Genomic DNA, 23,757 nt, shown 5'->3' on the forward strand with positions numbered 1-23,757 from the left:
GTCCCGGACAACTCTGGACACCGCTTTTGTCATTTGTTTATTACGGATACAATCCTGCACTATCCTTGCGAAGGTCCCGCAGCAATCCATGACAACAACCCGTACGTATGCTTGCAATCTGCTGTACGTGACACTTCAAGTACCGCTTCATCCTCACTCTGCGACAGCAGGGAAATCTGGAATCCCCGATCATTACTCATGCCCACAATCACATAATGTTCTGAAGCAAATGATTCTTCAAAAACAACAGTTACCTCTGTGGATGCTTCACTCTCTGGCAGTACAAAAGCTTCCATCCCGAATTGTTGTACAACCGGTTGTTTGCTTACGCTGCGAACGGGCTGGAAGGCCAGATGTTTGGCTTGAACTGCCCCCGATTGCAACTGGCTGCTGCCCACGGCATCATCACACAGATGCTCCTGTGTAATCGATTGTTCACTTAACATAAACTCCGTAGTTCCAGCGATCTCCTGTGACCGTTCAAGCTGTGGTTGCTGAGCCTGATCTGCCTGCTCCGTCGTGAACAAAGCTGCCGATGGTTCGCCAAGCTGATCTGTTTGGGATATCAGCTCTTGTTGTTGATCCTGACCAGCAATTGGTAATGCCTCGACAATGACCTGCTGTTGCTGTACACCTTTATTTTCTGGTTGAAGCAATCCCTCTTGTCTTTTGATAGCTGCCAGTTGCTCCAGCGTTTCTCCACTGAACTGACGAATCGCATTCCATATCTCTTCGCTCAAATGCGCCGGACCTACAATCCCCACATTCAAGTGATTAGAGGTAATACTCTGCTCACTCAGTTTGCTGCCGTTCACGCTGCCATCGGCCAATTTGGCACTTGTGACGGACCCATTTTGCAGATGAACCCCGCTTACTGATTCCTCTTCCAGATGAGTTGTGCGAATACTGCGTTCTTGAATATGATCAGCAAGAATGGTTCCATCCTGAATATGACGAGATTGCACACTTTTGTCTGCTATGTGAATAGCCGATACCGCACCTTCAAGCAATTTATTACCGTTCACACTGCCGTCAGCCATTTTGGCACTTGTTATGGAACCATTGTGCAGGTGAATCGCACTTACCGATTCCGCTTTGAGGTGGGAGATCCCAATGCTTCGCTCTTGAATATGGTCAGCATGTATGGCTCTCTCTTGGATATGACGGGATTGCACACTTCCATTGGCAATATGAACATCCGACACCGCATCTTCAAGCAGTTTGCTGCTGCTCACACTGCCATCCGCCAGTTTGGCACCCGTTACGGATTCATTTTGCAGATGAACCGCACTTATTGCTTCCTCCTCCAGATGGGACGTACCAATGCTATGCTCCTGAATATGATCAGCAAGGATCGCTCCTGTCTGGATATGGTGAGTTTGCACACTTTCCGATGCGATATGGCTCCCCAATACAGCATCTTCGAGCAATTTGCTGCCGCTAATGCTACCATCAGCCAATTTGGCACTTGTGACGGACCCATTTTGCAGATGAACCGCACTTACTGATTCCTCTTCCAGATGGGCGGTGCCGATGCTTCGTTCCTGAATATGACCAGCATGAATAGCTCCTGCCTGAATATGCCCGGATTGCACACTTTCCGATGCGATATGAATCCCGGATACCATACCTTCGAGTAACTTGCTGCCAGTTATACTGCCATCCGCCAGTTTGGCACTCGTTACAGATCCATTTTGCAAATGAATGGCACTTACCGACTCCTCTTCCAAATGTGCTGTGCCGATGCTCCGCTCTTGAATATGATCAGCAAGGATTGTTCCCTCTTGAATATGACGGGATTGCACACTATCGTCTGCAATGTGGATATCTGATACTGCTCCTTCAAGCAACTTGCTGCCGGTTACACTGCCGTCGGCCAACTTGGTACTTGTTACAGATCCATTTTGCAGATGAATGGCACTTACTGCTTCCTGTTCCAAGTGAAGCATGCCGATGCTGTGCTCCTGAATGTGATCAGCAAGGATTACTCCTGCCTGGATATGGCGGGATTGCACACTTTCCGAGGCGATATGGATTCCTGACACCGCATCTTCGATCAACTTACTGCCGGTTACACTGCCGTCGGCCAGTTTGGCACTGATGACAGACCCATTTTGCAGGTGAATCGCACTTACTGCTTCCTCCTCCAGATGGGTTGTGCCGATGCTCCGCTCCTGAATATGGTCAGCATGAATGGCCCCTGCCTGAATATGCCCGGTTTGCACACTTTCGGACGCAATATGAACCCCCGATACGGCTCCTTCAAGCAATTTGTTGCCGTTTATACTGCCATCCGCCAGTTTGGCACTTGTTACAGATCTATTTTGCAAATGAACCGAACTTACAGACTCCTCATCCAGATGAACTGAGCCAATACTGCACTCTTGAATATGATCAGCAAGGATTGCGCCTTCTTGGATATGACGGGTTTGCACACTTTCATTGGCAATGTGAGTAGCCGATACGGTTCCTGCAGCTAATTTGCTGCCATCCACACTACCCGTTGCTAATTTGGAGCGTGTTACAGATTCATCCTGCAAAATAATCGTACTTACCGCTTCTTCTTCCAGATGAGATGTTCCGATGCTGCGTTCATGGATATGATGAGGAAGAATCTCACCATCTTGAATATGACGGGAATGCACAGCTCCTTGCTGCAGATGAACAGCACTTGTCGACTCTGCCTGAAGATGCAAACCACTGATCAAACCTGGCTGAAGGTGAGCTGCTGTAATGGATAAAGGTGCCAGATGGTCTGTTTCGACAGATCCGGGTGCCAAGTGATGCGATGTAACCACCTGTTCAGCAATATGCTCCTCATGAATAATGTCTGGCTTCAGATGCTGTGAGCTCACTACTTGAGTCCCCAAATGATCAGACTTCACGCTGCCTTCAGCCAGATGAACGGATTGTACAACGGATGGCTGCAAGTGCTCGCTACCTACAGCAGCCTGTTGCAGTTCTGTCCCGGATACCGAGTCTGCTGTCAAATGGTCCGCACTTATGCAGCCATGCCGAAGTTTGTTGCCGGTAATACTGCCATCAGCAAATAATTCCGGTGAGCGTATTTCTTCCGATAAATGTTCCAGGGATACGGAATGCTGCTTCAGGTGATAGCCGCGTATGGTTCCTGCTGGAATATGTTTGGCATTTATGCTTTCAGCCATGATCTTGGAAGAAGTCACGCTGCCGTCGGCCAGTTTGGCTGACGTGACAGCAAAATCCGCCAGTTTATCCGTGGCCACACTCTCTGGTGAGAGCTTGGGGGAGGTAACCGCATGATCCGTCAGATGAGGCGGAAAAACGGACCCGCCCGCCAGTTGGGTTGATGTTACACTACCAGGAGCCAATTTGTCTGTTGTGACCGCCGCCCGTGCAATCGCATCTGTTTCAACACTGCCCGGCTGAAGATGAGGTACACCTACGGCATGTTCTGTCAGATGCTCCGATTTCACGGCATAAGGTCTCAGGGCCTCGGACCCCACGCTGCCTGGAGCCAGATGCGTACCCGTAACACCACCACCCGCAAGATGCGAGGATGCGACACTTCCCGGAGCGAGTGCTCTGCTACTTACCGATGCCGTTCCAAGTTTTTCTTCTGTCACACTTCCGTCTGCGAGCTTGACGTCTGTCACTGCAGCATCCTGTAACTCAAACGTACCCACCGCCGCCTCAGCCAGATGCCGCTCGGATACTACGCCATCCGCAAGCGCTTCTCCGGATACACTACCGGTTGACAGATGTGTTGCATCGATGCTTCCACTTGCAATGTGAATGGAGTGAATTGCAGCATTGTCTACATGTACCGGCGTAATTCCCCGATTGACAATATGTTCCGCACGAATGGATCCTTTGGCAAGATGTTTCCCCTGCACAGCTTCATCTGCAATTTTGGAAGAAATGACGCTCTGATCAGAAATCTTGGAGGCCGTAATGGACTGTTCCAGCAATTTTGCTGTTCCCACAGACTGGTCTGCCAGTTTGCTGCTGGTTACTGCACCTTCCATCAAATGTTCACTGCCCACTTCTCCATTGCCGATCTGCTCCTTGCCAACTGCATGAGCGCGAATCTGGCTTGAGCCGATTGAACCGTCCAGTAGATGTCTTCCAGTTAGCGAACCCTCGGCTAAATGTCTTGTTTGTATGGATCCATCCTCAATTTGGTCACTTCCAATACTGCCATTAGATAGTTGTGAACGACCGACGGCCCCTTCTGCCAGATGTGTCTGTTTAACAGCACCTGCCTGAATATGGTGAGACTCGATGGATTGTTCTTCGATTTTGCTGCCTGAGACAGCACCTTCACGAATTTTGGATGTAGTCACCGCATCGTCGGCCAATTTGGACGTGTGCACAGCCCCTCCCGTGAGATGCCGTGTATCCACGCCGCTAATCGCAATTTTGTCTCCGGTCACGGCATGATTCTGAATTAAATCTTCCGTGACCAGCATGCGGCTGAGATGCCTTGTGCCGATGGAACCGTCGGCAATTTTGGATGAATCGATTACCTGGTTGCCCAGCTTCTGCGAGGTAATGCTGCCATCTCTGATTTTCTCACCAGCAATAGAAGCGTTGCGTAATTTATGACCGGACACGGAGCCGTCAATGAGATGCTCATCGGATACAGACGCTTCTGCCAGTTTGGCAGAAACAATTGCCCCATCTGCAATGTGAATGCTGGTCACTGCATAATCCTGCAATGCTTCACTACCAACCGCATCCGGTTTCAGCTTGGAGGCATCCACAGAGAAAGGAGCCAACTTGCTCTCCGTAACAGCAAATTCACTCAAATCGTCCGTGTAGATGTATTGTCCGGTATGACCCGGCATCTGGTTTTGGTTCAGGATCTGCAGCCGGTCCTTGCTTGTTATCTCCTGTTTGTTGATATCCTGCTCTTCTTCCAGAGCAAGCGGAGCCAGGCTGCTAACCTGAATCTGCTTTTCCGAGCTATCTTGTGTCTCGACTTCCTTGCGATCAGACTCTACGGGTTCCGGCTTGATTTTGGCTTCGATCCCTAGCTCTTCCAGCTCGTTTGTTGAAGCAGGTAGCTCCGTTGATTCGAATAGGAGTTCTTCCGACTCCTGAACAGCTCTCGAATCCCTTTTATTCATATTCAAGCGTTCTTCCCTATTCACAGTGAAACCTGAGTTCATCTTGTCTGCCCGGCGATCAGTCAGTTCCAATTCCTTAAATTTCGGGCTCACATGCCGCAGTTTCGGCGTTGGAACCTTTTTTTTGCCATTTTTACTCATGCAGCTTGCTCCTTCCTCTAACGTTCATCTCCGGCATCATATGCTCCCATATGGGCATCTGCCACTTCATTTATGACTTTTGCGGATCCCAGAGCACGAATGATACAGGCGTCAAGACAGGAAGGTTCGATGATCTTCGTGGAAATAGGCGTGTCAGGACAGCAGAGGAAAGGCGGCTGTCCACGCCCCCGTCCCAGTCATGTCATAGGATATTATGTCTAGGTCATGTCTGAAAACGCGCTGAGCAAGCACCAGTGCATGGCTATGCATATATACACCGGTCTGCGTTATCGCGATGTCTGAGCCATGCGGTGACAGGCCGGCATTCCATGAATGGACGATCCATGGTCGCGATAACATCGAAGGAGGAACGGTCATGCTCCAAGAAACGATCGGCATTATGTTCGATTCACGCATGTACCGGGGGATACCGGCCGGAAGGACCGGTCAGGAATCACTCGCGAATTATGAACAGGCAGCGGCCAGTTATGGATTAACCCCCTGCTTTTTGAGGCTGGAAGATATCGACTCGGATCAAAAAACATGTCTTGCCTATGTAAAAAAAGAAGGCAGATATGTTCGCGAGCGCATGCCACTGCCCTCCGTCATTCATAACCGATCACTCCAGCTTCGCCGGACGGAACAGCATCAGATTACCAAGCTGATGTTGCAGGGTATTCAGGTATTTAACGTTCGCAACCGGTACCGTAAAGATCACATTCATGACATGCTTCATCAGGACCTCGCCTTGCGAGAACACCTGCCCCATGCAGTTAAAGCTACGCCAGAATCTCTGGCCTATATGATGGAACAATATGATGACCTCGTCATCAAACCATGCAGCGGTAGCATCGGTCATGGTATTATGCGAGTCTTCGAGCGAGATGGACAGTGGAAATTAACCTGTGAGACGAAGGCTTCACGCAAAGGGTGGGCTACCTTCCGATTGAGCAAAGGACAGCTTCCTTCCGCCACCCTAAGGCGGATCTTTCGCCATGCCTACCTCATTGAAGAGCGTATCCCACTGGTACGTTATGAGGGCAGGCCGGTCGATTTGCGGGTATCTGTACAACGTGGCAGCGATGGTCTTTGGGGAATAACAGGCATGTTTGCCAAAGCGGCTCCTGCCCATACGTTTGTCAGCAATATCGCACAGGGCGGTAAAGTCATGAAGCTCGCAGAGGCCCTTGGATTAGGAGAACCTGGCTTCGACCTGGCTCGACTGGAATACAGAATCGGACTTGTTGCACTTCGAATTGCCCAGAACCTGGCGGCCAGTCTGCCACATCTGGCTGATCTGGGCCTTGATCTCGGAATAACGCGCAGCGGCCAGATCTATTTTATTGAATGCAATGGACGGGATCAGCGTTACGGTTTTCGCAGGGCGGGAATGTCGGAACACTGGAAGGCCACGTATAGCAAACCAATGGCTTATGGGCGTCTGCTGCTGGAACAGAATTCGAGGATTCCGAGACAACCGCAGACATACGATAGGAGACTATATTGATTTCGTGTGCATTCTGTGTCAATATTATGCAGAACGGCCGGTCTTGCCGGCCTTGAAGTTCGCATTAACCCTAAGGGGGATATTCATGGCAAAAACGCTGTTGCGATTAATGACCGAGCTTTCTTCGCGCAAATGGATCTCCCGGACTGTGGGAGCCTTCTCCAAAAGCCGGGGAAGTAAGGCATTTATCCCTTATTTTGTCCGGACCTACGACATCCCTGTTCAGGAGGCCGAGAAAGACTGGAAGGAATACCGTTCACTGAACGATTTCTTTACCCGCAAATTAAAGCCGGGCATGCGCCCGTTGGAACTTTCAGAGCATGCACTGATCAGCCCGGTAGATGCCAAGATTACGGCAGCCGGTCCAATATCTGCAGGGACACTCCTGAATGTTAAGGGACAAAATTATACACTTGCTGAATTATTAAACCATTCTCCCCATCTGGAGAAGTACAAGCACGGGTACGGGTTCGTCCTCTATCTCAGCCCTCGCGACTATCACCGCATTCATGCACCAGTCAGCGGCCGCAAAATAGAGAGCGAACACATCAAGGGCAAAGTTTATCCCGTGAATGACTTTGGCCTGACCCATATGAGATCCGTGCTTAGTCGAAACGAACGGCTCATTACGTATATCGCACATGATTACGGTGAAGTGGCGGTTGTCAAAGTAGGTGCGATGAACGTGAGTAGCATACAGTATGCTGATACGGACACAAGTACCTGGGCACAAGGCGATGATCTGGCCTATTTTGAATTCGGTTCCACCGTTGTTCTGCTGACGCAGAGTGGCACATTCGAACCAAACCCGGGCTTACAGCCAGGCGATTCGGTCAAAATGGGCGCATTGCTTGGTCGTTTGAAACCGAAGAACTAATGAGTCCATACGCAAATAAAGAGGATGGCGCAGCACCTGTAACCAGGTATTGCGCCATCCTCTTTATGCATTCATATTCATCCATGTATACATGCAATACGAAGCTTCGCTCCGTCGTTATTGGTCTGCTGAGTTCTCCTCAAAACCACACATCTTGCAAGTCCTCTGCCGGTTTGAAGCGACGCAGACGGTTCCGGAAAATATTGCATCCCTTCGTAGAGCATCCCCGGTTGCGGACCCGACGTTTTCCGTTCATCACAAGTTCCCCCTTTTGGTCATCTGGAATGCTAGATCATTACCCTTGCGTTCCAGACTTGAAACGGTTTCCTGTTATTCTCATCAGAATTTCAACGAATCTCAGACGGGCTTTTGCCGGTATACTGCTTGAACTGACGACTGAAGAAGAAAATATCCCGGTAGCCCAGAGCATCCGCCACTTCGGTCACATTCATGCCGGTATGCACCAGCAGATGTTCCGCCCGTTCAATACGCATGCGGATAATATAAGATTGCACCGATGATCCCACCAGTTCCTTGAACTTGATCGAGAAGTATCGGGGCGATAAGCCAGCCCGCGCAGCCAGATCTTCCACCCGATGCGTAATCCCCGGATGCTGACGCACATAATTGGCGACCTCCTGGATCACATCGGACAACTGGTTGCTCACCTTTTTCTCCACAGGTTCTTCCGTATCGGCGCGCAGCAAATGAATCATCAATTGTTTCAGAATCAATCGGCTCTCTTCATCACGTCCGTACACATCCGATAAGAACAGTCTTACATAACGTGCCAGCAGGTGCTCAAACTCCACCGTTTCCTGTACCTCGCGATAGGACTGGGGAACATCAGCAACAGGCACGTCCACATCAAAATGAATATACGTAAGTACCAGCGGTTTTTGCTTATTATGTGTTGCAGTAGGATGATCTCCTGGCCTGAACAGAAAACAACTCCCCTTGCCAACTTCATACGACTGGTCATTCAGTACAAGCGTTCCTTCACCACTCCATACATAAAATAAATCATAGTTTTGCATCGGTTTTTCGCGCTTCTGCCACTTCCAGCCCGGTTCACAGACAATTTTGGCGACAGCGGGCAAAATAACAAATGATGACGGCGATGCCTGCAGCATGTCGCCACTCCCCCTTGATAGTTAATCTCTCTGCATATGGCATCATTCTGATCTGAATCTCACTTCTTCAATCCAGGCCATATGTATTTCAGTATCTATAGAAATTGAACTAAAGAACATTTACACTTGCCACTTCGATGACAGAACAACCTTCCGATCGCTGTTATCCCCAGATTTTTTGATTCACTTTTACAAAGGTGAAAATCTGACGATAAAGGCGAACGCTCCGCTTCTTCAGGTTATTTCTGCCCTCTACGTTTTCGTGTAAATAATTAGTTCAACTTGTATAGCATGATTAAATACAACTTGCTCATATATGATCTCTGCTCCTACAGGAGCGAAATGTCTTATCCCATTATACAGCGGAATTCACCGAAACGAAAATGTGCACTTCTCCCAGGCTAGCCGCATTCGCCGGATTCCCTCTGTCATCTCTTCTTTCTCCAGATGTGCAAAAGCAAAACAGGCCGCCGGATGACCTGAAGTCAGCCGATATCGCTCTGCATCACGAAACAGTATGCCATCCTCCTCAGCAAGCTTTTTAAACCGCTGATAACTGTCCACATCACCATTCCAGGTAGCGTAGATATGCAGTCCTGCATCACCAAGCTGCATCTTGAATGCCTCCGGCAACTGTAGCTGCATCTCTCGGACAAAAAAATCATGCCGTTCCCCGTATAATCGGGTTAACCGCCGTAAGTGCCTCAGGTAACCCCCTCTGGTCATAAATTTTGCCAGTGCACGCTGCTCTAACAGCGCCGGAGGTACCGGTTCATACAACGCCTTGGCGGCAAGGAGAGGTTCTACCAGACCAGGTGGCAGTACGGCATAGCCAAGTCGGAACGAAGCAACCATCGTTTGTGAGAATGAACCGACATAGATGACGCGCTGTTCACGATCAAGCACTTTGAGGGGTTCAATCGGCCTTCCACCCCATCGGAATTCACTGTCATAATCATCTTCAATGATGACTGCATTCCGCTTTGAGGCCCACGCAAGCAAGGCACGTCTTCTATCCAATCCCAATACGGCCCCTGTTGGAAACTGCCGGGTAGGGGTGACAAATAACGTCTGTGCCTCCCAAGGCAGAGGAATAATGCCTGCGGCATCCACCTCTGCCGGGATGATATGCCCACCACAGGACTTGACGGCATGGGCGATGCCCGGATAACCCGGATTCTCCAATACAACTGCTGTATTCTCCGTAATCAGCAATTGAGATAACAAGGTGATGCCTTGCATTGAACCACTGAACAATACAATCTGAGATGGTTCAGCCTGGATACCACGTGTCCATCTGAGATGGGAGGCGATGGCCTCACGCAGTTCCGGATCACCGGCTGCACCGCTCGATTCTCGCCAACCACTACGATGAACCGCTGCGAGTGCACTCTTCCACTCCCCTAACGGGAAATGTTCTGCAGGCATGCGCTGCATTTGAAAATTAATGACGGATGGCTTCGGTGAAAACATCTGAGTCCGCAGGACTTCATGTTGCGTATTCAACATCTGTACTCGTTCGCCCCAGGCAGACAGCTTGAGAACGGCTTCCTGTTTCTCATTTTCCTGATTGGATAATGTTTCGGTGACAAATGTACCTCTTCCCCGATGTGCATGGACATAACCATCCGCAAGCAGCATGTCGTATACCTGAGCTACCGAACCACGTGACATCTCATATTGCTTTGCCAACTCACGGGTGGAAGGAAGCCGCGTGCCTCCCACCAATGTGCCTGCATGAATGGCATCACGTAACGCATGGTACAGTGCCTCATACTTGTATCGATGCTGAAGTTCATAGGTATCCATCGGCAGCCACAATTCCATCATGCACCTCTCCTCATTTGTCTTCATTATGTGATCCCCGACTAATTGGCCTACTAAAGTGAATGTAAATTGGATCTATTTCATTGTCAATGTATGAATTATTGTTATCCATAAGATATGGCGTTCTATTATACATTTCAATAATGGGGGAATACACATGAGACGGAAAGAATTCACAGTAGATGAAGAACAGGAAATTACCGCATTTCTGGATCAGTGCTCCTTCGGGTTTCTGGGGACGGTCAGTCCGGACGGACAACCACGGGTTACACCGCTGAATTTCGTATATATGGACGGTTGCTTTTATTTTCACGGCAGTCTGGCTGGTGAGAAGATGAAACAGATCAAGCAGGATTCGTCGGTCAGTTTCACGGTAGCTGAAGAGTTCTCCCTGATTCCATCTTATTTCAGTGATCCTGAGCTGGCTTGTCCGGCGACTTCTTTCTTCAAAAGTGTTATGGCCTTTGGTCAGGCTGAACCGGTTAAAGATCTGGACATCAAAGGTAAGGTACTGCAACGATTCATGGAGAAACTCCAGCCGCAAGGCGGATATGTACCCATTGACGCTACTGACTCGCGTTACACAGGAAACCTCAAAGCTGTAGCCGTAGTGCGAATTAGTCCTGAACGGATCAGCGCCAAGTTTAAATTTGGACAAAACCTCTCGAGTGAACGATTCGATCATATCAGTGGTGAACTGGAACAGCGCAATGAAGGAAGAGATGCCGAAACTGCTGAAATGATGCGGAAATACTGTCCATTTCATCAGCAATAAGTTTCATTTCTTGAGGATTACTCCAAGGTCGAATACAACGATAACCCACCCCAAAACCCTCTGCAACAACGCGGTAAAGTGATATAACTGTCATATTGCGTAATTTCCGTGACGGGGGCATGTCAAGGTGATATAATGTTAGGCAGTTGAATCACAAAGACTTGGAAGGATGAAAAGAATGAATCCACTGGCTGAACAGTTGAACGAAAGTATTCAGACAGGCAGCAGTCACGTCTACTCCATGCTGTCACAGCTTGGCAAAGAAATTTATTTTCCTAAAGAGGGGATTTTGAGTCAATCTGCTGAAGCAGCAAGCTTGGCCAAGACCCATAATGCCACGATTGGTATCGCCCTGGAGGGTGGTGTGCCGATGCATCTTCAGGTTATTCAGGAGAAGCTGTCTGCATTCCAACCAAAGGATCTGTATCCTTACGCTCCACCTGCAGGCAAACCTGAATTGCGGACCGTTTGGAGAGACAAGATGCTGAAGGAAACGCCTTCTCTAGAAGGCAAAACGTTTGGCAATCCGATTGTAACCAATGCATTAACCCATGGACTTAGTATCGTAGCCGACCTGTTCGCCGATGAAGGGGACGCTGTCATATATCCAGATAAAAACTGGGAAAATTACGAGCTGACCTTCGGAATTCGTCGTCATGGCCAGTTGGTTCATTATCCCCTGTTCGATGATCAGTTGAACTTCAACAGTGATGGTCTGCTTCAGGCTTTGCTTGATCAAAAGGACAAAGGTAAAGCCATCGTTCTGCTCAACTTCCCGAATAACCCTACAGGTTATACGCCTGGAGCCGAAGAAGCAGATGCCATTGTTAACACGATTCTTCAGGCAGCTGAAGCCGGTGTTAACGTGGTTGCTGTAACAGATGATGCCTACTTTGGACTGTTCTTCGAAGATTCCATTCATGAATCCCTGTTTGGCAAACTTGCCAACATTCATCCACGTGTGTTGACCGTAAAAGTGGATGGTGCAACCAAGGAAGAATTCGTATGGGGCTTCCGCGTTGGATTCATTACGTATGCTCATGAAGATGCAGCCGTTCTGCATGCATTGGAACAAAAAACACTCGGTATTATCCGGGCAACGATCTCCAGTGGCCCGCATCCTTCCCAGACTTTTGTACTGGATGCGCTCAAAGCACCGGAGTTTGAAGCACAGAAACAGGAGAAGTTCGAGATTATGAAAGGCCGCGCCAACAAGGTAAAAGCCATTCTCGATAGCGGCAAGTATGGAGATGCATGGGACTATTATCCGTTCAACTCCGGTTACTTCATGTGCCTGAAGCTGAAAGAAGTTGGCGCTGAAGAACTTCGAAGCCATTTGCTGCACCAATATGGTGTGGGTACAATCGCGCTGGGTGAATCGGATCTGCGAATCGCCTTCTCCTGTATTGAAGAATCCGGATTGGAAGATCTGTATGAAACCATCTATCGTGGAGTTCAGGATCTGCGGACGACTTAGTTAACACAGACCTGTACCCTGAATGATATAAGAACCCTTTGTATAACGGCGACGCTTCATGTCACTAAACATACGAAGGGTTCTTTTGTGTTTTATCTGCCCAAAAGCTTTAATTTCTGGCTTTACCGGGCATCGGCCCAATCAGCCTACCCCCACGGCACATAATATACGATGTACGCAAGGGCGTGCCAAACAACCACTTGAAAGGGGAATGACCATGTCTGGAGTTGAAGATACAAGAGGCGGTTATGGATGCGGCGGTTACGGAGGATTTACTAACACAGGTGCCATTCTCGTTCTGTTCATCTTGCTCGTAATTATCACTAAATCGTTCCTCTGTTAGTACCAATACACACTTGCGCAAGAACCAAGTGATCTGATTGCATGATTCCATTACAGCACAAAGAAGGGTATACCGGGATACAGCCCGGCATACCCTTCTTTTGTTATCTTTTGTACCTCTCACTGATGAACCCAATGTAATAATCCGAGTTGGTCAGGTGTCCGATCGTTTACTCGTCCTCTTCTTCCTTCAACCACTTGTTACCTTGCGAACGCCGCATGATCACAATCACCAGTATACCCAAAATAAGTGCTACTCCTGTGACAGTCAGTCCGCTTGCTCCGGCAGCCAGCATAGGCAACCACATGAGTAATGCAACCAGTGCATGTAGATGGAATATGAATCCCAACACCTGAGAACGACGACTCTCACCCGAGATTGGATAGATCATAATCCAGAACGATTCACTATGACTGCGACGCAGTGCACCAAGCTGTACACCTGCAAGCAACAGGAAGAACAGATACACCCCGACACCAAAGTAGCTGCCTGCTGTCCACCAGGATAGTAACACGCCCAGTACAACTAGGCGTAACACGATTGAGAACACTTCGGTTCGAACAAACGTTTTGGTGATCAAGTAACGGTAAGCTTTCCCTGCATTCCAGGGAAGACCACTCCCCAATTTGCTAAGCCAGCGACGCGAACTTACTTTCTGTCCGGATGAAGGTACATCCACAAACCAGCCAAGCGTCCGCATAACCCTGCCAGCCTGACCCTGCTCTACCTGAATCAGTCGTTCCCACGCTACACGATGTTTCACCGGTATACGCAGGGCGACGATGTAGACAACAGCCAGCAACAGCAGGAACCAGACGCTGCGCTGCGGTTGTTGCCATAACCAGGCGCCAACCGCCAGCACTGCCAGAGCCCATCGCAAGAGACGATATCCTCTTGCTGCCCCAACCTGAACCATTCTTAGCTCTTGCCATGCTCCATAACTGGACAACCCTTTCCACAGCAGCAGGAATACGATGAACCAGCCAAATGGCCGTGCATCCAGATCTGCTCTGACATAGAGCGGCCACAGTGTAACAAACACAAGCAGCAATCCCAGAGTTTTATAGATGATGCCCCGGGCAAAGCTGTTCTTCAAATATTCCTGCATCCGGTATTCCTGTGGTCGCAGGAACACGATATCTGCCGGAAGCAGATATGTACGATAACTGCTAAACAACACTAGTGGTGCCAGCAGCAGCAATGCAATCCAGCGAATCGGAAATTCCGCGGGAATGTTCTGGACAAATGATGTATACCAGGCGGAGAACGCAATGACGAGAAATAAAAAGACCATAGCTACACCGCTCTGGATCACATAACCCAGATAAGGAAGAATTCCGTTCCAGAATCCTGTGCGTCTTTGCTTCCATAGCAGCTTGAGATCCATGCTCAATCCCTGCCTTGTACGAGGGAATAGAACATGTGCTCCAGCGTGGCATCCGATTCCCCGAATTGGGAGCGCAGTTCATTCAGCGTCCCTTGAGCAATAACCTGCCCACGGTGCAGAACGATAAAACGGTCACAGTAATTTTCAATCGTGGACAGAATGTGTGAACTGAGTAGAATGGATGATCCCGAAGCTTTCATCTCAAGCATAAAATCAAGCAAGGAGCGGATTCCCAGCGGGTCCAACCCCAGGAAAGGCTCATCAATGATGTACAGTGGTGGTCCTGCCACAAAAGCACACATGATCATGACCTTTTGCCTCATCCCCTTAGACAGGTGAGTCGACAGACTTGTACTTTTCTCATTCATACGGAACAGTTCCAGCAGTTTCTCCGTACGTTGTTTGAAATCAGCCTCCGACACATTGTACGCTCTTGCCGTAAACTCCAGGTGCTCCATCACCGTCATCTCATCATACAGTTCGGGTGATTCCGGTACAAATGCCATAGCCGATTGGTAGATCTGCGCATCCTCGTCCCGTTTCTTGCCCATCACTCGCACTTCGCCCTGTTGAGGTGTCATCAAGCCGAGGATGTGTTTCATGGTTGTGCTTTTGCCAGCACCGTTTAAGCCGATTAGTCCGACCATCTCTCCACGTCCAACTTCCAGATCGATGCCGTGAAGGACTGGCCGTTTGGCACTATAACCTCCGCTTAACCCGCTAATTTGCAGAACAGGCGATTGAACGTTTTCCATCTATCCCTGCACCCCTTTCGTCAGATTCTATTCTTCGGAGCGTGGCGTTTTGTCTTTACTCCACTTGGGTGCTCCTTTGTTTTTACGATCCTGGTCGCGCTCCGTGCGGCCTGTATTACTCGTTGGTTTGTTACCTGCTGGACGCGAATTGGAGATTGTAGCTCTAGTTCCCCCATCACGATTGCCCTGCCCTGGTTTGCGATCTCTGGATTGTCCTGGTTTTCTGGAGAACGAATGTCCCTCAGGCCGCGTGTCCGGACGCGGGTCAGCCTCCAGTACTTTACCACCAAAGAGTACACGTTCTGACAGTTCAATTCCGAGTTCGCGTGCGAATTTACGCATAATAAAGATCTGTGTTTCATCCACAATGGACAAAACGATACCCGAACGTCCCATCCGGCCTGTACGACCTGCACGGTGAACATAGTGCTCCGAGTCAAAGGCAGGGTCATAGTTAATGACCATTGGCAAGCCTTCGATATCCAGTCCTCTGGCAGCGACTTCGCTGGCAATCAGCAACTGGAGTTTTCCATTACGGAAGGCAGACAATACGTTACTGCGGGTCACTTTGTCAGCATCCCCATACAGCGCAGCAGCGGACAAGCCCAGATGATTCATTTTTGCTTCAACTTCACCAATATCTTCGGTTGCATTCACAAATACGATTGCCCGATCCGGATTGTACTGTCTAACCAGACGACGCAGCATGTCAATTTTGTTCCGGTTTTCTTCTACAAAATAATAATGCTCAAGGCCCGCAGCCGTAGCTCGATCCGGTTCAATTCCGATCTGAACAGGCTCTTTCATCTCACGCTTGGCGAGTCCAGCCGTATGCTCATCAATGGTTGCTGACAGGAAGATCAACTGACGGTCCCGCAATGCGCTCTTGAGTACAAAGTTTACGTCACTTACGCCGCCAAGTTGGAACACTTGGTCCGCTTCATCGATAACAATGGTGGAAACATTGTGCATTTTCAGTTTTTTGAGTGTAATCAATTCCTTCAGTCGTCCCGGTGTACCCACAACCAATTGTGGATGCTCACGCAGCTTCTCGATCTGACGTTTAGCCGCTGCACCACCAATTAGACCCAATACACCGATCTTACGTTCTTCCGCATAACGCTGCGCTTCACGTACAATTTGCATCGCCAGCTCTTGCGTAGGTGCAATAATGAGTTTCTGCGTACCTTTGATATCCATTTTGATGGATTGTAACAGTGGCAGCAGATATGCCAGCGTTTTTCCTGTTCCCGTCTGGGATTTGGATACGACATCACGGCCTTCCAAAATAACCGGGATCGTCTGAGCCTGTACAGGTGAAGGTTCGTTAATGCCATGTTTCGCCAAAATGGCCTCCAGATCCTGTTCCACGCCAATTGAAGCAAATGTTTGATTCGTCATGTATGTCCATCCTTTTAATTTATTCATTTTGATGTTATATAAGTTCAACTAATGAGTAATTACACTGACACTACGAGGACAGAACAACCTTCCGATCACTGTTATCCCCAGATTTCTTTGATTCCTTTTTTCCAAAAGGAAAAATCCGGGGATAAAGGTGCACGCTTCACTTCTTCAGGTTATTTCTGTCCTCTCCGCTATTGTGTAAAAAGTTTAGTTGAACATATAAGTTGCTTGTATAAAACCGAAGCCTGTCATCACATTACCTTTCATTATATGCGAAAAAAGCCCGTGTACCAAATCTTATTCCAGAATTGTATATATACACGCCAAAAAAAAGAAAAGCCCCTCGGCGGAGCCTTTCTTTCATTCCGTATATGATGCCTCGTATCACATTTACTTCTGATTCATTACACCGTGCGACAATCGATCTGCAAGACGAGGAAATAGCTGGTACAGCCATATGCCAGCAGAAGCAAGTCTTGGCAGGTTCACTTCTTCCTTGCGTTTTTTCATCGCCCGAATCATATGACCCGCAACGTCTTCCGGTTTCAACATCATCCAGCGTACATTATTCACATAATTGCCAGAAGGGTCAGCCCGATGGAAAAATGGTGTATCAATCGGACCTGGATTAATCGTTGTCACCATGACGCCAGTCTTGCGAAGCTCTTGACGCAGCGCATTACTAAATCCGAGTACAGCATGTTTCGTAGCTGTATAGGAAGCGGATTTGGCGGTACCAATTTTGCCAGCCATGGAGGCCACGTTCACAATCTGACCTTTGCCACGTTCCAGCATTTGTGGAAGCACTGCTTTGGTGCAGCGGACAATGCCCATGTAATTAACGTTCATCATCTCATCGAATTCCTGTACAGACATCTCAGTCATCGCTGCGAATTTCCCGTAACCTGCGTTGTTCAGCAAAATGTCGATTCGTCCGTATTTATGCAATATCGCATCCACAGCTGCCTGAACCTGCTCACTATCCGTAACATCAAGTGTGAGTAATTCATGCTGCCCTTTCAGCGAGGCACCAATCTCTTCCAGCTTGTCCCGTGAACGGGCAGCCAGAATTGGGATGGCTCCTTCTTCTATCAGCATCTGCGCACACAGCGCACCGATACCACTCGATGCACCTGTGATAAACACTACCTTATCTTTCAGCATCCGTGATGTCCTCCCGTATTGAACACATATTGCCTTTTGAGGCGTATGGTTCTATTCTACGAGATCATGACCTGAATATCCATCTCACCAATGCCGTCCATCAGCAAAGGAATGCTCAGTGCTTTCGTTGCACTAAATGCAGTCAGGTGTTCGGACTTCATTACTTGTGGAGGTGTAATATCGACCACAACCCCCTGATTCGACAGGATGGTGCTGGCATTACCACTGATCATATTACCCAGTTCGGAAATCGCACTTTTGCTCATTTCATCCATTTCTGTAATGACAAAACCACCCATCATCGCAGATACAATTTTCAATGCAACTTGTTCATTGATTCCAAATACAATGTTTCCGCTAAGTTGTCCGGTCATTCCGATCACGATCCAGACATGGTCTGCAATGTACTCTACGTTTTTCACGCCAAGACTCCCGGTGGAAGGCGAAACCTGGATGAGCTGTTCGAATACGTTCCGTGCCGATTCCAGGAAAGGATTAATCACTTCCGCTTTCACTGTCTATGTCCCCCTCACACTGGGTTATTGGTCACACACCAAAAGTCCCATATTCATTAAATTTATTATACTTTATCACGTACAAGAATTCATTAAGAATTCGTTAAACCATGTGTACTATAATTTATCGTCATCCGTGGGGCAAATGTTTATAGCTGATTCTAGCGAATAAACAGAGCTTTTTACTTCTTTTGAAGAAAGATTTTCGTTCATTGTGCGTGGTAAAAGGCATTTAGGACTTTATTACTGTTTTCTCACAACTGTTAAAAAAATCAAATTCTTGTATTCGCGTTTTTTTCACAGTCTCTTGAACTACTTTTGATCCTGAGAATTACCTTCATTGCTCTGCTGTCCTGAATCACCTATAATTTAAGATAACGGAACAATAACCAGTTACGGGATTACATCGCACCAAACACTACATAATCAAGTTATTTTGCCTGCAAGGAGGTCACCTATGAACATAAGCCAACTGGAGACACTAATTACCATTTCCAAAACGATGAGCTTTCGCAAAGCGGGAGAACTTCTGAACCTGACCCAGCCTGCCGTCTCAGCCCAGATCAAAAGTCTGGAGGACGAATTCAGCACCGTTCTTGTAGATCGGAACCAACCCGTTACCCTGACAGACCGTGGACAGGTATTCCTGGAGCACGCTGAACGGATGCTCGACATCGTTGATGAGTTGAAACAAAAATTGTCCGATCTCGATGAAACGCCTCAGGGACGTATCGTATTAGGCACAACAACTTCCATTGCGATTCAGATCTTGCCAAGGGTGTTATCCTATTTCCAAGATCAATTCCCGCTGATCAAAACCAGTATCCAATCCCTTCCTTCATCACAGATCTATACCCAGGTCGAGAATGGTCTGGTTGATATTGGTATCGGTTATCTCACGGAGCGTAATCCCAACCTGAATACATCTGTGCTGTACTATGACACATTTGAACTCGTTGTATCGCCTTCCCATCCGCTGGCGAAGAAAAAACATGCTGCAGTGGATGTGCTCCGCAGTACACCATTGATTCTGCTGTCCCCTGACACAGTAGGCCGACGGTTTACGGAAACCATCTTCAAGAAACATAACATTGAACCTAATATTGTAATGGAGTTGTCTAGCAGCGAAGAAGTGAAACGGATGGTCGAGATTGATCTCGGAGCAGCTGTCATCTCCAAACAATCTGTTGCGCATGAGTTGCGTCAAGGTACATTGCGAATGATACCCTTAAGTGAGTTGGAGGTCAGTCATCCTGTTGGTGTCATCTATAAGTCCAGTCGGTACCTTAATTCAGCGATGCAGCAATTCATAAGTGACCTCAAAGGTATGCCGGAAACTCAATTCATCAGTTCAGAATGACTATGAGCCATGAGAAAGGAAGGATTCCATATGAAATTTGATCTTCATACACATCATTTTCGTTGTGGTCACGCAGACGGCAACATCCGCGATTATATAGAGGCAGGTATTAAGGCAGGACTTCAGGCCATCGGTATCTCGGATCATACGCCATACTTTGGCAGTGAGCTTGAGCAGGCATTTCCCCGGATCGCAATGGGCAAGTCGGAATTGCAGCATTATGTGGAAGAAGTCCTTGCTTTGAAAGAAGAGTACGCTGGTAAAATCGATGTACTGCTCGGCATTGAATCCGACTACTTCCCTGCTTATGCAGAATTGTACCGTACCACACTGGGACAGTATCCTTTTGACTATATTATCGGTTCAGTTCATCATACCGAGGATGTGAGTATCTTCAACAAAACCCGGTGGAAAGGACTGAGCGATGCTCGCAAAGTTGAAGTGAAAGAGAGTTATTATTCATTGATCCGGCAATCGGCTCAGAGTGGTATGTTCCAGATTCTTGGACACATTGATGCAATGAAAGGAAATTATCCACCTTTCTCCGAAATTATCGCTGATCAGGCTATTGATGAAACGTTGCAGGTCATTGCAGAATCCAACGTAGCGATCGAGATTAACACATCTGGCAAAACCAAACTCAGCGGAGGCTGGTACCCTTCAGATGCCATTTTGGAACGCGCCCATCATTATGGAGTGAAGGTGACATTTGGATCGGACGCTCATAAACCACAGCGCGTTGCAGACGAGCTGGATGACGTTCGTACACGTCTCAAGGAGATCGGATTCACCGACTGGGTATACTTCAAGCAGAAACAGATGCAGGTTGTATCACTGTAAAATATAGGACCACATAGAAACCCCCACAGCGTTAACAAGCGCAGTGGGGGTTTTGGGTTTAATTCTAAATAAAAAATATTATATAAAGTTAAACTACATATTTACACGATAACGGAGAGGACAGAAATAACCAGAAGAAACGAAGTGTTCGCGTTTATCCCCGGATTTACCCTTTTCAAAAGGGAATCAAAGAATCTGGGGATAACAGCGATCGAAGGGTTATTCTGTCATCGGAGTGGCCAGTGTAAATACTTCACAGTTAACTTATATGGGCAAAAAAAATGAACCCGCTCGCGCGGGTCCCAACAGCATTATCTATTATCAAAAAGGGGGTCATGAGATAAGTTTACCCCCTGTCTGTTAGAGTTCAATTGCAGCTATATTTCAATTGTGTAACAAATGATTGAAGTTCGATTCATTCACGTTTGACTACTCTTACTCTATGTCATTGCGGCTTGTCAGATACCAGGGTTTGCAGGTCTTTTTCCTGAAGAGGGCGGGCGTATTGTTCCCGGTACATACTGTACACTTTAACATCCATCAGGGATTCTGATCCTTCGTCATCCTCATCATGCAGTCCAAACGAGGGAAGAGACCGCTCATAAGACATCCCTATTTTGCTTAGCACCCGTTGTGAAGATACATTGGCCTCATAACAACGTGCTTCCACCCTCCCCAGATGAAGATCGTCAAATCCAAACTGCAGCAGCCGCTGTACCGCCTCGGTAGCCACACCCTTGCCCCAACAGGACCTGTTCAGGATATAACCAATCTGTGCGGTACCATTCTGATCATTCCAGTGCTGGAATGAGGTGATCCCAATCACCTGTTCCTTGCCTCTCCAGCAGATCCCATAATGTAACGAATCCAGCTTGGCACTACTGCTCCGTATCTGGTTCAATAACCGTCTCGCCCTGATTGGCGTGGGCTGGCTTCCCCTATTCACATATCTTATGACCTGAGGATCGGAAAAGAGTTCCGATAATGTGCTGTAATCACTTTGACGTAATGATCGCAGGACAAGACGCTCTGTCCACAAAACCGGCAGACCTTGAACCAGCATTTTTCGGGTAAGCATGACAATCGCTCCTTTTGCCTAAACGGGCTCTAGTCCGGTAAGACAAGCATGCTCTGAAGATGATCCGGCGTAATACCATTTGAACTGATCCACGAACTTTAGTATTCGCATTTTAGTATTAATATATTGCATCATTCAATTTCTCACGCTAAAAGGTCCAGATGCTGACTACTCCTGCAGCCCACGATAGATACCCGTACGAATCTCACGAATATAGAAATCCAATGCAGGAACATTCGCCGACTGCGCAACCTGTACTTCTCGCTCAATATCATAAGGCACCCGCACAAATTGAACATTGAATGGGGTGTTGTTATCGTTGCAGTCTTCACCCTCCAGAATACAGTAGGAAGCTTGGGGAAGATCGAGTGGATTACCAACACTGCCTGCATTAAACAGTAACTTGCCGTTCATATACTGCAAGTATGCGTTATGCACATCCCCATAACCTACAACATCTGCAACACCTTGCTCAGGCTCATCAGCCGGAGGATCAAACATTGCCAACCTCTTTTCCATCGCGTCCCACGGCTGTACACGATGGTATACACTTTGAGGTGAAGCATGAACCAGACGGATGGTGCGACCACTCAGTTGAAATTGATGACTGAAGGGTAGGCCCGCCAAGTAAGCCAATCGTTCCTCACCCAGCCGCTCTGCTTGCCACGTAAAGTTCTCGTTGTCTTGGTTAACCGCAACCAGTTCATCCCAATTGCCACGGATAACAAGTTCACACGTCGCTCTCACCTGATCCACAACCTGTACTGGTTCTGGCCCCTTGCCCACGAGGTCACCAAGACAAAAGATTCGCTCCACGCCACGACTTCGGATATCTCCTAACACTGCTTCCCAGGCAGTCATGTTGCCATGAATGTCGGATACAATCGCAATTCGTTCCATCTGGATAACCTCCATTCATGTTAAATCCTTTATGTTTTACATTCATCTTATATTCTTTTATGTGGTTAATCCTTTAAGCTCAAACACCGTTAATTCTGGTCTGCACAGAAAACGAATGGGCAGTTGAGTCATGCCAAAACCACGATTCACATACACTGGCATCTGTGTCTGGGTGGTGTAATATACCCCCTGAACATCCGTGTAATACAACCCTTGAACATACTTGTGTGAACCTCGCGGAGTTGTCAGTGCCCCGATCCAGGGGAAACGTACCTGTCCACCATGACTATGACCGGAAAGTTGTAATCCGAAACCATAGGGAGTGGCAATATCGGCATAATCCGGTTCATGCATAAGTAACAATTTCCACACATCATGATCCAATCCCTTGATGGCTTGCGCAGGATCAGGCCTGCCTGTAAGTGCGTCATCCAGACCAGCTATGGCCAGACGTTCGCCCCCTTGTTTAATCACCACATGTTCGTTCCGTAACAAAGTGAATCCGGCTTCACGAAACATGGTTGTCACTTCATTCTGCTGTCCGCCCCGATAATCATGATTCCCCAAAACAGCAAATTTGCCATACTTGGCTTGCATGGAGGCGAGTATCGGAATACATTCACGCATCGGCTCTGCTTCCCTCTCGACGATGTCTCCGGTAAAACAAATCAAGTCTGGTTGCAACTGCTCCATCGTTGCTGCCAGCTTCTTCATCTCTTTCACCCCAGTATGAAAACCAAGATGAGCATCACTGAACTGAACTACACGCAAACCGTCAAATGCCTTTGGAAACTTCGGAAGTTTCAGTTCCACTTGCTTGATTTCCAGACGACGCGGCTCCCAAAGCCAGGCATAACCTCCTGTGAGCAAACTGGCACCTGCTGTCATCAAAACCATACGCAATAAGAAACTTCGGCGAGAGGGATCATGATCCTTTTCTTCTCCAGGAAACACAGACTCTTCTGCACCTGGTGCTTTGTGCGAGCGCTGGGACGGCGAGTTGTTGCTGCCCTGACGCGGTGTCTCTGCCATATCTCCCCCTCCTTCTACGCTCTTAATCCATCCCCTTAGTATACCATATTCTGCATGGATAGCCCGGTTCCTCTGCTTCATCACAAAAAGAAGCCGGGATCTCCGGCATGTTGCTGCACGGGATCACG

Annotated in this window: 18 protein-coding genes; 7 read left to right on the forward strand and 11 right to left on the reverse strand. The window is 48.1% G+C overall.

Annotation, left to right across the window (positions count from 1 at the left end; translation table 11 throughout):
• Positions 1-59: 59 nt before the first annotated feature.
• A complete protein-coding gene (locus NST33_RS25355; RefSeq protein ID WP_221820990.1) occupies positions 60-5,252 on the reverse strand; it encodes a WIAG-tail domain in 5,193 nt (1,730 codons plus the stop codon).
• Positions 5,253-5,628: 376 nt separating this feature from the next.
• Here NST33_RS25355 and NST33_RS25360 point away from each other — a divergent pair, with 376 nt between their 5' ends.
• Together NST33_RS25360 and asd are read left to right on the forward strand one after the other, a co-directional pair.
• Positions 5,629-6,759, forward strand: a complete 1,131-nt coding sequence (locus tag NST33_RS25360; RefSeq protein WP_221820991.1) for a YheC/YheD family protein — start codon at positions 5,629-5,631, stop codon at positions 6,757-6,759.
• A gap of 85 nt (positions 6,760-6,844) precedes the next feature.
• Positions 6,845-7,636 (forward strand): archaetidylserine decarboxylase, encoded by a 792-nt coding sequence (gene asd / locus NST33_RS25365; RefSeq protein WP_047841263.1) that lies wholly within the window; start codon positions 6,845-6,847, stop codon positions 7,634-7,636.
• 347 nt (positions 7,637-7,983) lie between these two features.
• Here asd and NST33_RS25370 read toward each other — a convergent pair whose 3' ends face one another.
• On the reverse strand, positions 7,984-8,769 hold the full coding sequence (locus NST33_RS25370; protein WP_036605807.1) for an AraC family transcriptional regulator: 786 nt from the start codon (positions 8,767-8,769) through the stop codon (positions 7,984-7,986).
• Between the two features lie 369 nt (positions 8,770-9,138).
• On the reverse strand, positions 9,139-10,599 hold the full coding sequence (locus tag NST33_RS25375) for a PLP-dependent aminotransferase family protein (RefSeq protein ID WP_313771448.1): 1,461 nt from the start codon (positions 10,597-10,599) through the stop codon (positions 9,139-9,141).
• Between the two features lie 154 nt (positions 10,600-10,753).
• On the opposite strand from NST33_RS25375, the gene NST33_RS25380 reads away from it, so the two are divergent.
• The 3 genes from NST33_RS25380 (at position 10,754) to NST33_RS25390 (ending at position 13,191) form a co-directional block, all read left to right on the forward strand.
• Complete coding sequence (locus tag NST33_RS25380; RefSeq protein WP_221820993.1) at positions 10,754-11,371, forward strand: pyridoxamine 5'-phosphate oxidase family protein; 618 nt, start codon at positions 10,754-10,756, stop codon at positions 11,369-11,371.
• Between the two features lie 178 nt (positions 11,372-11,549).
• Entirely contained in the window at positions 11,550-12,848 is a 1,299-nt protein-coding gene (locus NST33_RS25385; protein WP_221820994.1) for an aminotransferase class I/II-fold pyridoxal phosphate-dependent enzyme, read from the forward strand.
• Positions 12,849-13,065: 217 nt separating this feature from the next.
• The gene (locus NST33_RS25390) at positions 13,066-13,191 is read left to right on the forward strand and encodes a YjcZ family sporulation protein (protein WP_206759599.1); all 126 of its coding nucleotides are present in this window, start codon (positions 13,066-13,068) and stop codon (positions 13,189-13,191) included.
• A gap of 169 nt (positions 13,192-13,360) precedes the next feature.
• On the opposite strand, the gene NST33_RS25395 is transcribed toward NST33_RS25390, so the two are convergent.
• The 5 genes from NST33_RS25395 to NST33_RS25415 form a co-directional block, all read right to left on the reverse strand.
• Positions 13,361-14,578 carry an ABC transporter permease gene (locus NST33_RS25395; RefSeq protein ID WP_221820995.1) on the reverse strand — a complete coding sequence of 406 codons (1,218 nt, stop codon included), beginning with the start codon at positions 14,576-14,578 and terminating at the stop codon, positions 13,361-13,363.
• A gap of 2 nt (positions 14,579-14,580) precedes the next feature.
• The gene (locus NST33_RS25400) at positions 14,581-15,333 is read right to left on the reverse strand and encodes an ABC transporter ATP-binding protein (RefSeq protein ID WP_036605802.1); all 753 of its coding nucleotides are present in this window, start codon (positions 15,331-15,333) and stop codon (positions 14,581-14,583) included.
• Between the two features lie 27 nt (positions 15,334-15,360).
• Complete coding sequence (locus NST33_RS25405) at positions 15,361-16,734, reverse strand: DEAD/DEAH box helicase (protein WP_221820996.1); 1,374 nt, start codon at positions 16,732-16,734, stop codon at positions 15,361-15,363.
• 396 nt (positions 16,735-17,130) lie between these two features.
• Positions 17,131-17,904, reverse strand: a complete 774-nt coding sequence (locus tag NST33_RS25410; protein ID WP_221820997.1) for an SDR family oxidoreductase — start codon at positions 17,902-17,904, stop codon at positions 17,131-17,133.
• Positions 17,905-17,960: 56 nt separating this feature from the next.
• The gene (locus tag NST33_RS25415) at positions 17,961-18,419 is read right to left on the reverse strand and encodes a chemotaxis protein CheX (protein ID WP_211082998.1); all 459 of its coding nucleotides are present in this window, start codon (positions 18,417-18,419) and stop codon (positions 17,961-17,963) included.
• A 457-nt stretch (positions 18,420-18,876) separates the two neighbouring features.
• Between NST33_RS25415 and NST33_RS25420 the strand changes: the two genes are divergently transcribed.
• Together NST33_RS25420 and NST33_RS25425 are read left to right on the forward strand one after the other, a co-directional pair.
• Complete coding sequence (locus NST33_RS25420) at positions 18,877-19,779, forward strand: LysR family transcriptional regulator (RefSeq protein ID WP_036605798.1); 903 nt, start codon at positions 18,877-18,879, stop codon at positions 19,777-19,779.
• A 30-nt stretch (positions 19,780-19,809) separates the two neighbouring features.
• On the forward strand, positions 19,810-20,619 hold the full coding sequence (locus NST33_RS25425) for a histidinol-phosphatase (RefSeq protein WP_221820998.1): 810 nt from the start codon (positions 19,810-19,812) through the stop codon (positions 20,617-20,619).
• A 445-nt stretch (positions 20,620-21,064) separates the two neighbouring features.
• Here NST33_RS25425 and NST33_RS25430 read toward each other — a convergent pair whose 3' ends face one another.
• The 3 genes from NST33_RS25430 to NST33_RS25440 all read right to left on the reverse strand — a co-directional run bounded on the left by NST33_RS25430 (position 21,065) and on the right by NST33_RS25440 (position 23,629).
• Entirely contained in the window at positions 21,065-21,697 is a 633-nt protein-coding gene (locus NST33_RS25430; protein WP_221820999.1) for a GNAT family N-acetyltransferase, read from the reverse strand.
• A 168-nt stretch (positions 21,698-21,865) separates the two neighbouring features.
• Complete coding sequence (locus NST33_RS25435; RefSeq protein WP_221821000.1) at positions 21,866-22,597, reverse strand: metallophosphoesterase family protein; 732 nt, start codon at positions 22,595-22,597, stop codon at positions 21,866-21,868.
• Positions 22,598-22,654: 57 nt separating this feature from the next.
• Complete coding sequence (locus NST33_RS25440; protein ID WP_221821001.1) at positions 22,655-23,629, reverse strand: metallophosphoesterase; 975 nt, start codon at positions 23,627-23,629, stop codon at positions 22,655-22,657.
• Positions 23,630-23,757 lie beyond the last annotated feature (128 nt).

The sequence above is a fragment of the Paenibacillus sp. FSL L8-0435 genome, assembly GCF_037965655.1.
Classification (GTDB): Bacteria; Bacillota; Bacilli; order Paenibacillales; family Paenibacillaceae; genus Paenibacillus.

Excerpts from the sequence above, each read along its gene's own strand:
- NST33_RS25435 (WP_221821000.1), bottom strand. The coding sequence starts at position 22,597 with ATGGAACGAATTGCGATTGTATCCGACATTCATGGCAACATGACTGCC.
- asd (WP_047841263.1), top strand. The coding sequence starts at position 6,845 with ATGGCAAAAACGCTGTTGCGATTAATGACCGAGCTTTCTTCGCGCAAA.
- NST33_RS25380 (WP_221820993.1), top strand. The coding sequence starts at position 10,754 with ATGAGACGGAAAGAATTCACAGTAGATGAAGAACAGGAAATTACCGCA.
- NST33_RS25385 (WP_221820994.1), top strand. The coding sequence starts at position 11,550 with ATGAATCCACTGGCTGAACAGTTGAACGAAAGTATTCAGACAGGCAGC.
- NST33_RS25390 (WP_206759599.1), top strand. The coding sequence starts at position 13,066 with ATGTCTGGAGTTGAAGATACAAGAGGCGGTTATGGATGCGGCGGTTAC.
- NST33_RS25360 (WP_221820991.1), top strand. The coding sequence starts at position 5,629 with ATGCTCCAAGAAACGATCGGCATTATGTTCGATTCACGCATGTACCGG.
- NST33_RS25430 (WP_221820999.1), bottom strand. The coding sequence starts at position 21,697 with ATGCTTACCCGAAAAATGCTGGTTCAAGGTCTGCCGGTTTTGTGGACA.
- NST33_RS25375 (WP_313771448.1), bottom strand. The coding sequence starts at position 10,599 with ATGATGGAATTGTGGCTGCCGATGGATACCTATGAACTTCAGCATCGA.
- NST33_RS25425 (WP_221820998.1), top strand. The coding sequence starts at position 19,810 with ATGAAATTTGATCTTCATACACATCATTTTCGTTGTGGTCACGCAGAC.
- NST33_RS25405 (WP_221820996.1), bottom strand. The coding sequence starts at position 16,734 with ATGACGAATCAAACATTTGCTTCAATTGGCGTGGAACAGGATCTGGAG.
- NST33_RS25440 (WP_221821001.1), bottom strand. The coding sequence starts at position 23,629 with ATGGCAGAGACACCGCGTCAGGGCAGCAACAACTCGCCGTCCCAGCGC.
- NST33_RS25400 (WP_036605802.1), bottom strand. The coding sequence starts at position 15,333 with ATGGAAAACGTTCAATCGCCTGTTCTGCAAATTAGCGGGTTAAGCGGA.
- NST33_RS25355 (WP_221820990.1), bottom strand. The coding sequence starts at position 5,252 with ATGAGTAAAAATGGCAAAAAAAAGGTTCCAACGCCGAAACTGCGGCAT.
- NST33_RS25370 (WP_036605807.1), bottom strand. The coding sequence starts at position 8,769 with ATGCTGCAGGCATCGCCGTCATCATTTGTTATTTTGCCCGCTGTCGCC.
- NST33_RS25420 (WP_036605798.1), top strand. The coding sequence starts at position 18,877 with ATGAACATAAGCCAACTGGAGACACTAATTACCATTTCCAAAACGATG.
- NST33_RS25410 (WP_221820997.1), bottom strand. The coding sequence starts at position 17,904 with ATGCTGAAAGATAAGGTAGTGTTTATCACAGGTGCATCGAGTGGTATC.
- NST33_RS25395 (WP_221820995.1), bottom strand. The coding sequence starts at position 14,578 with ATGGATCTCAAGCTGCTATGGAAGCAAAGACGCACAGGATTCTGGAAC.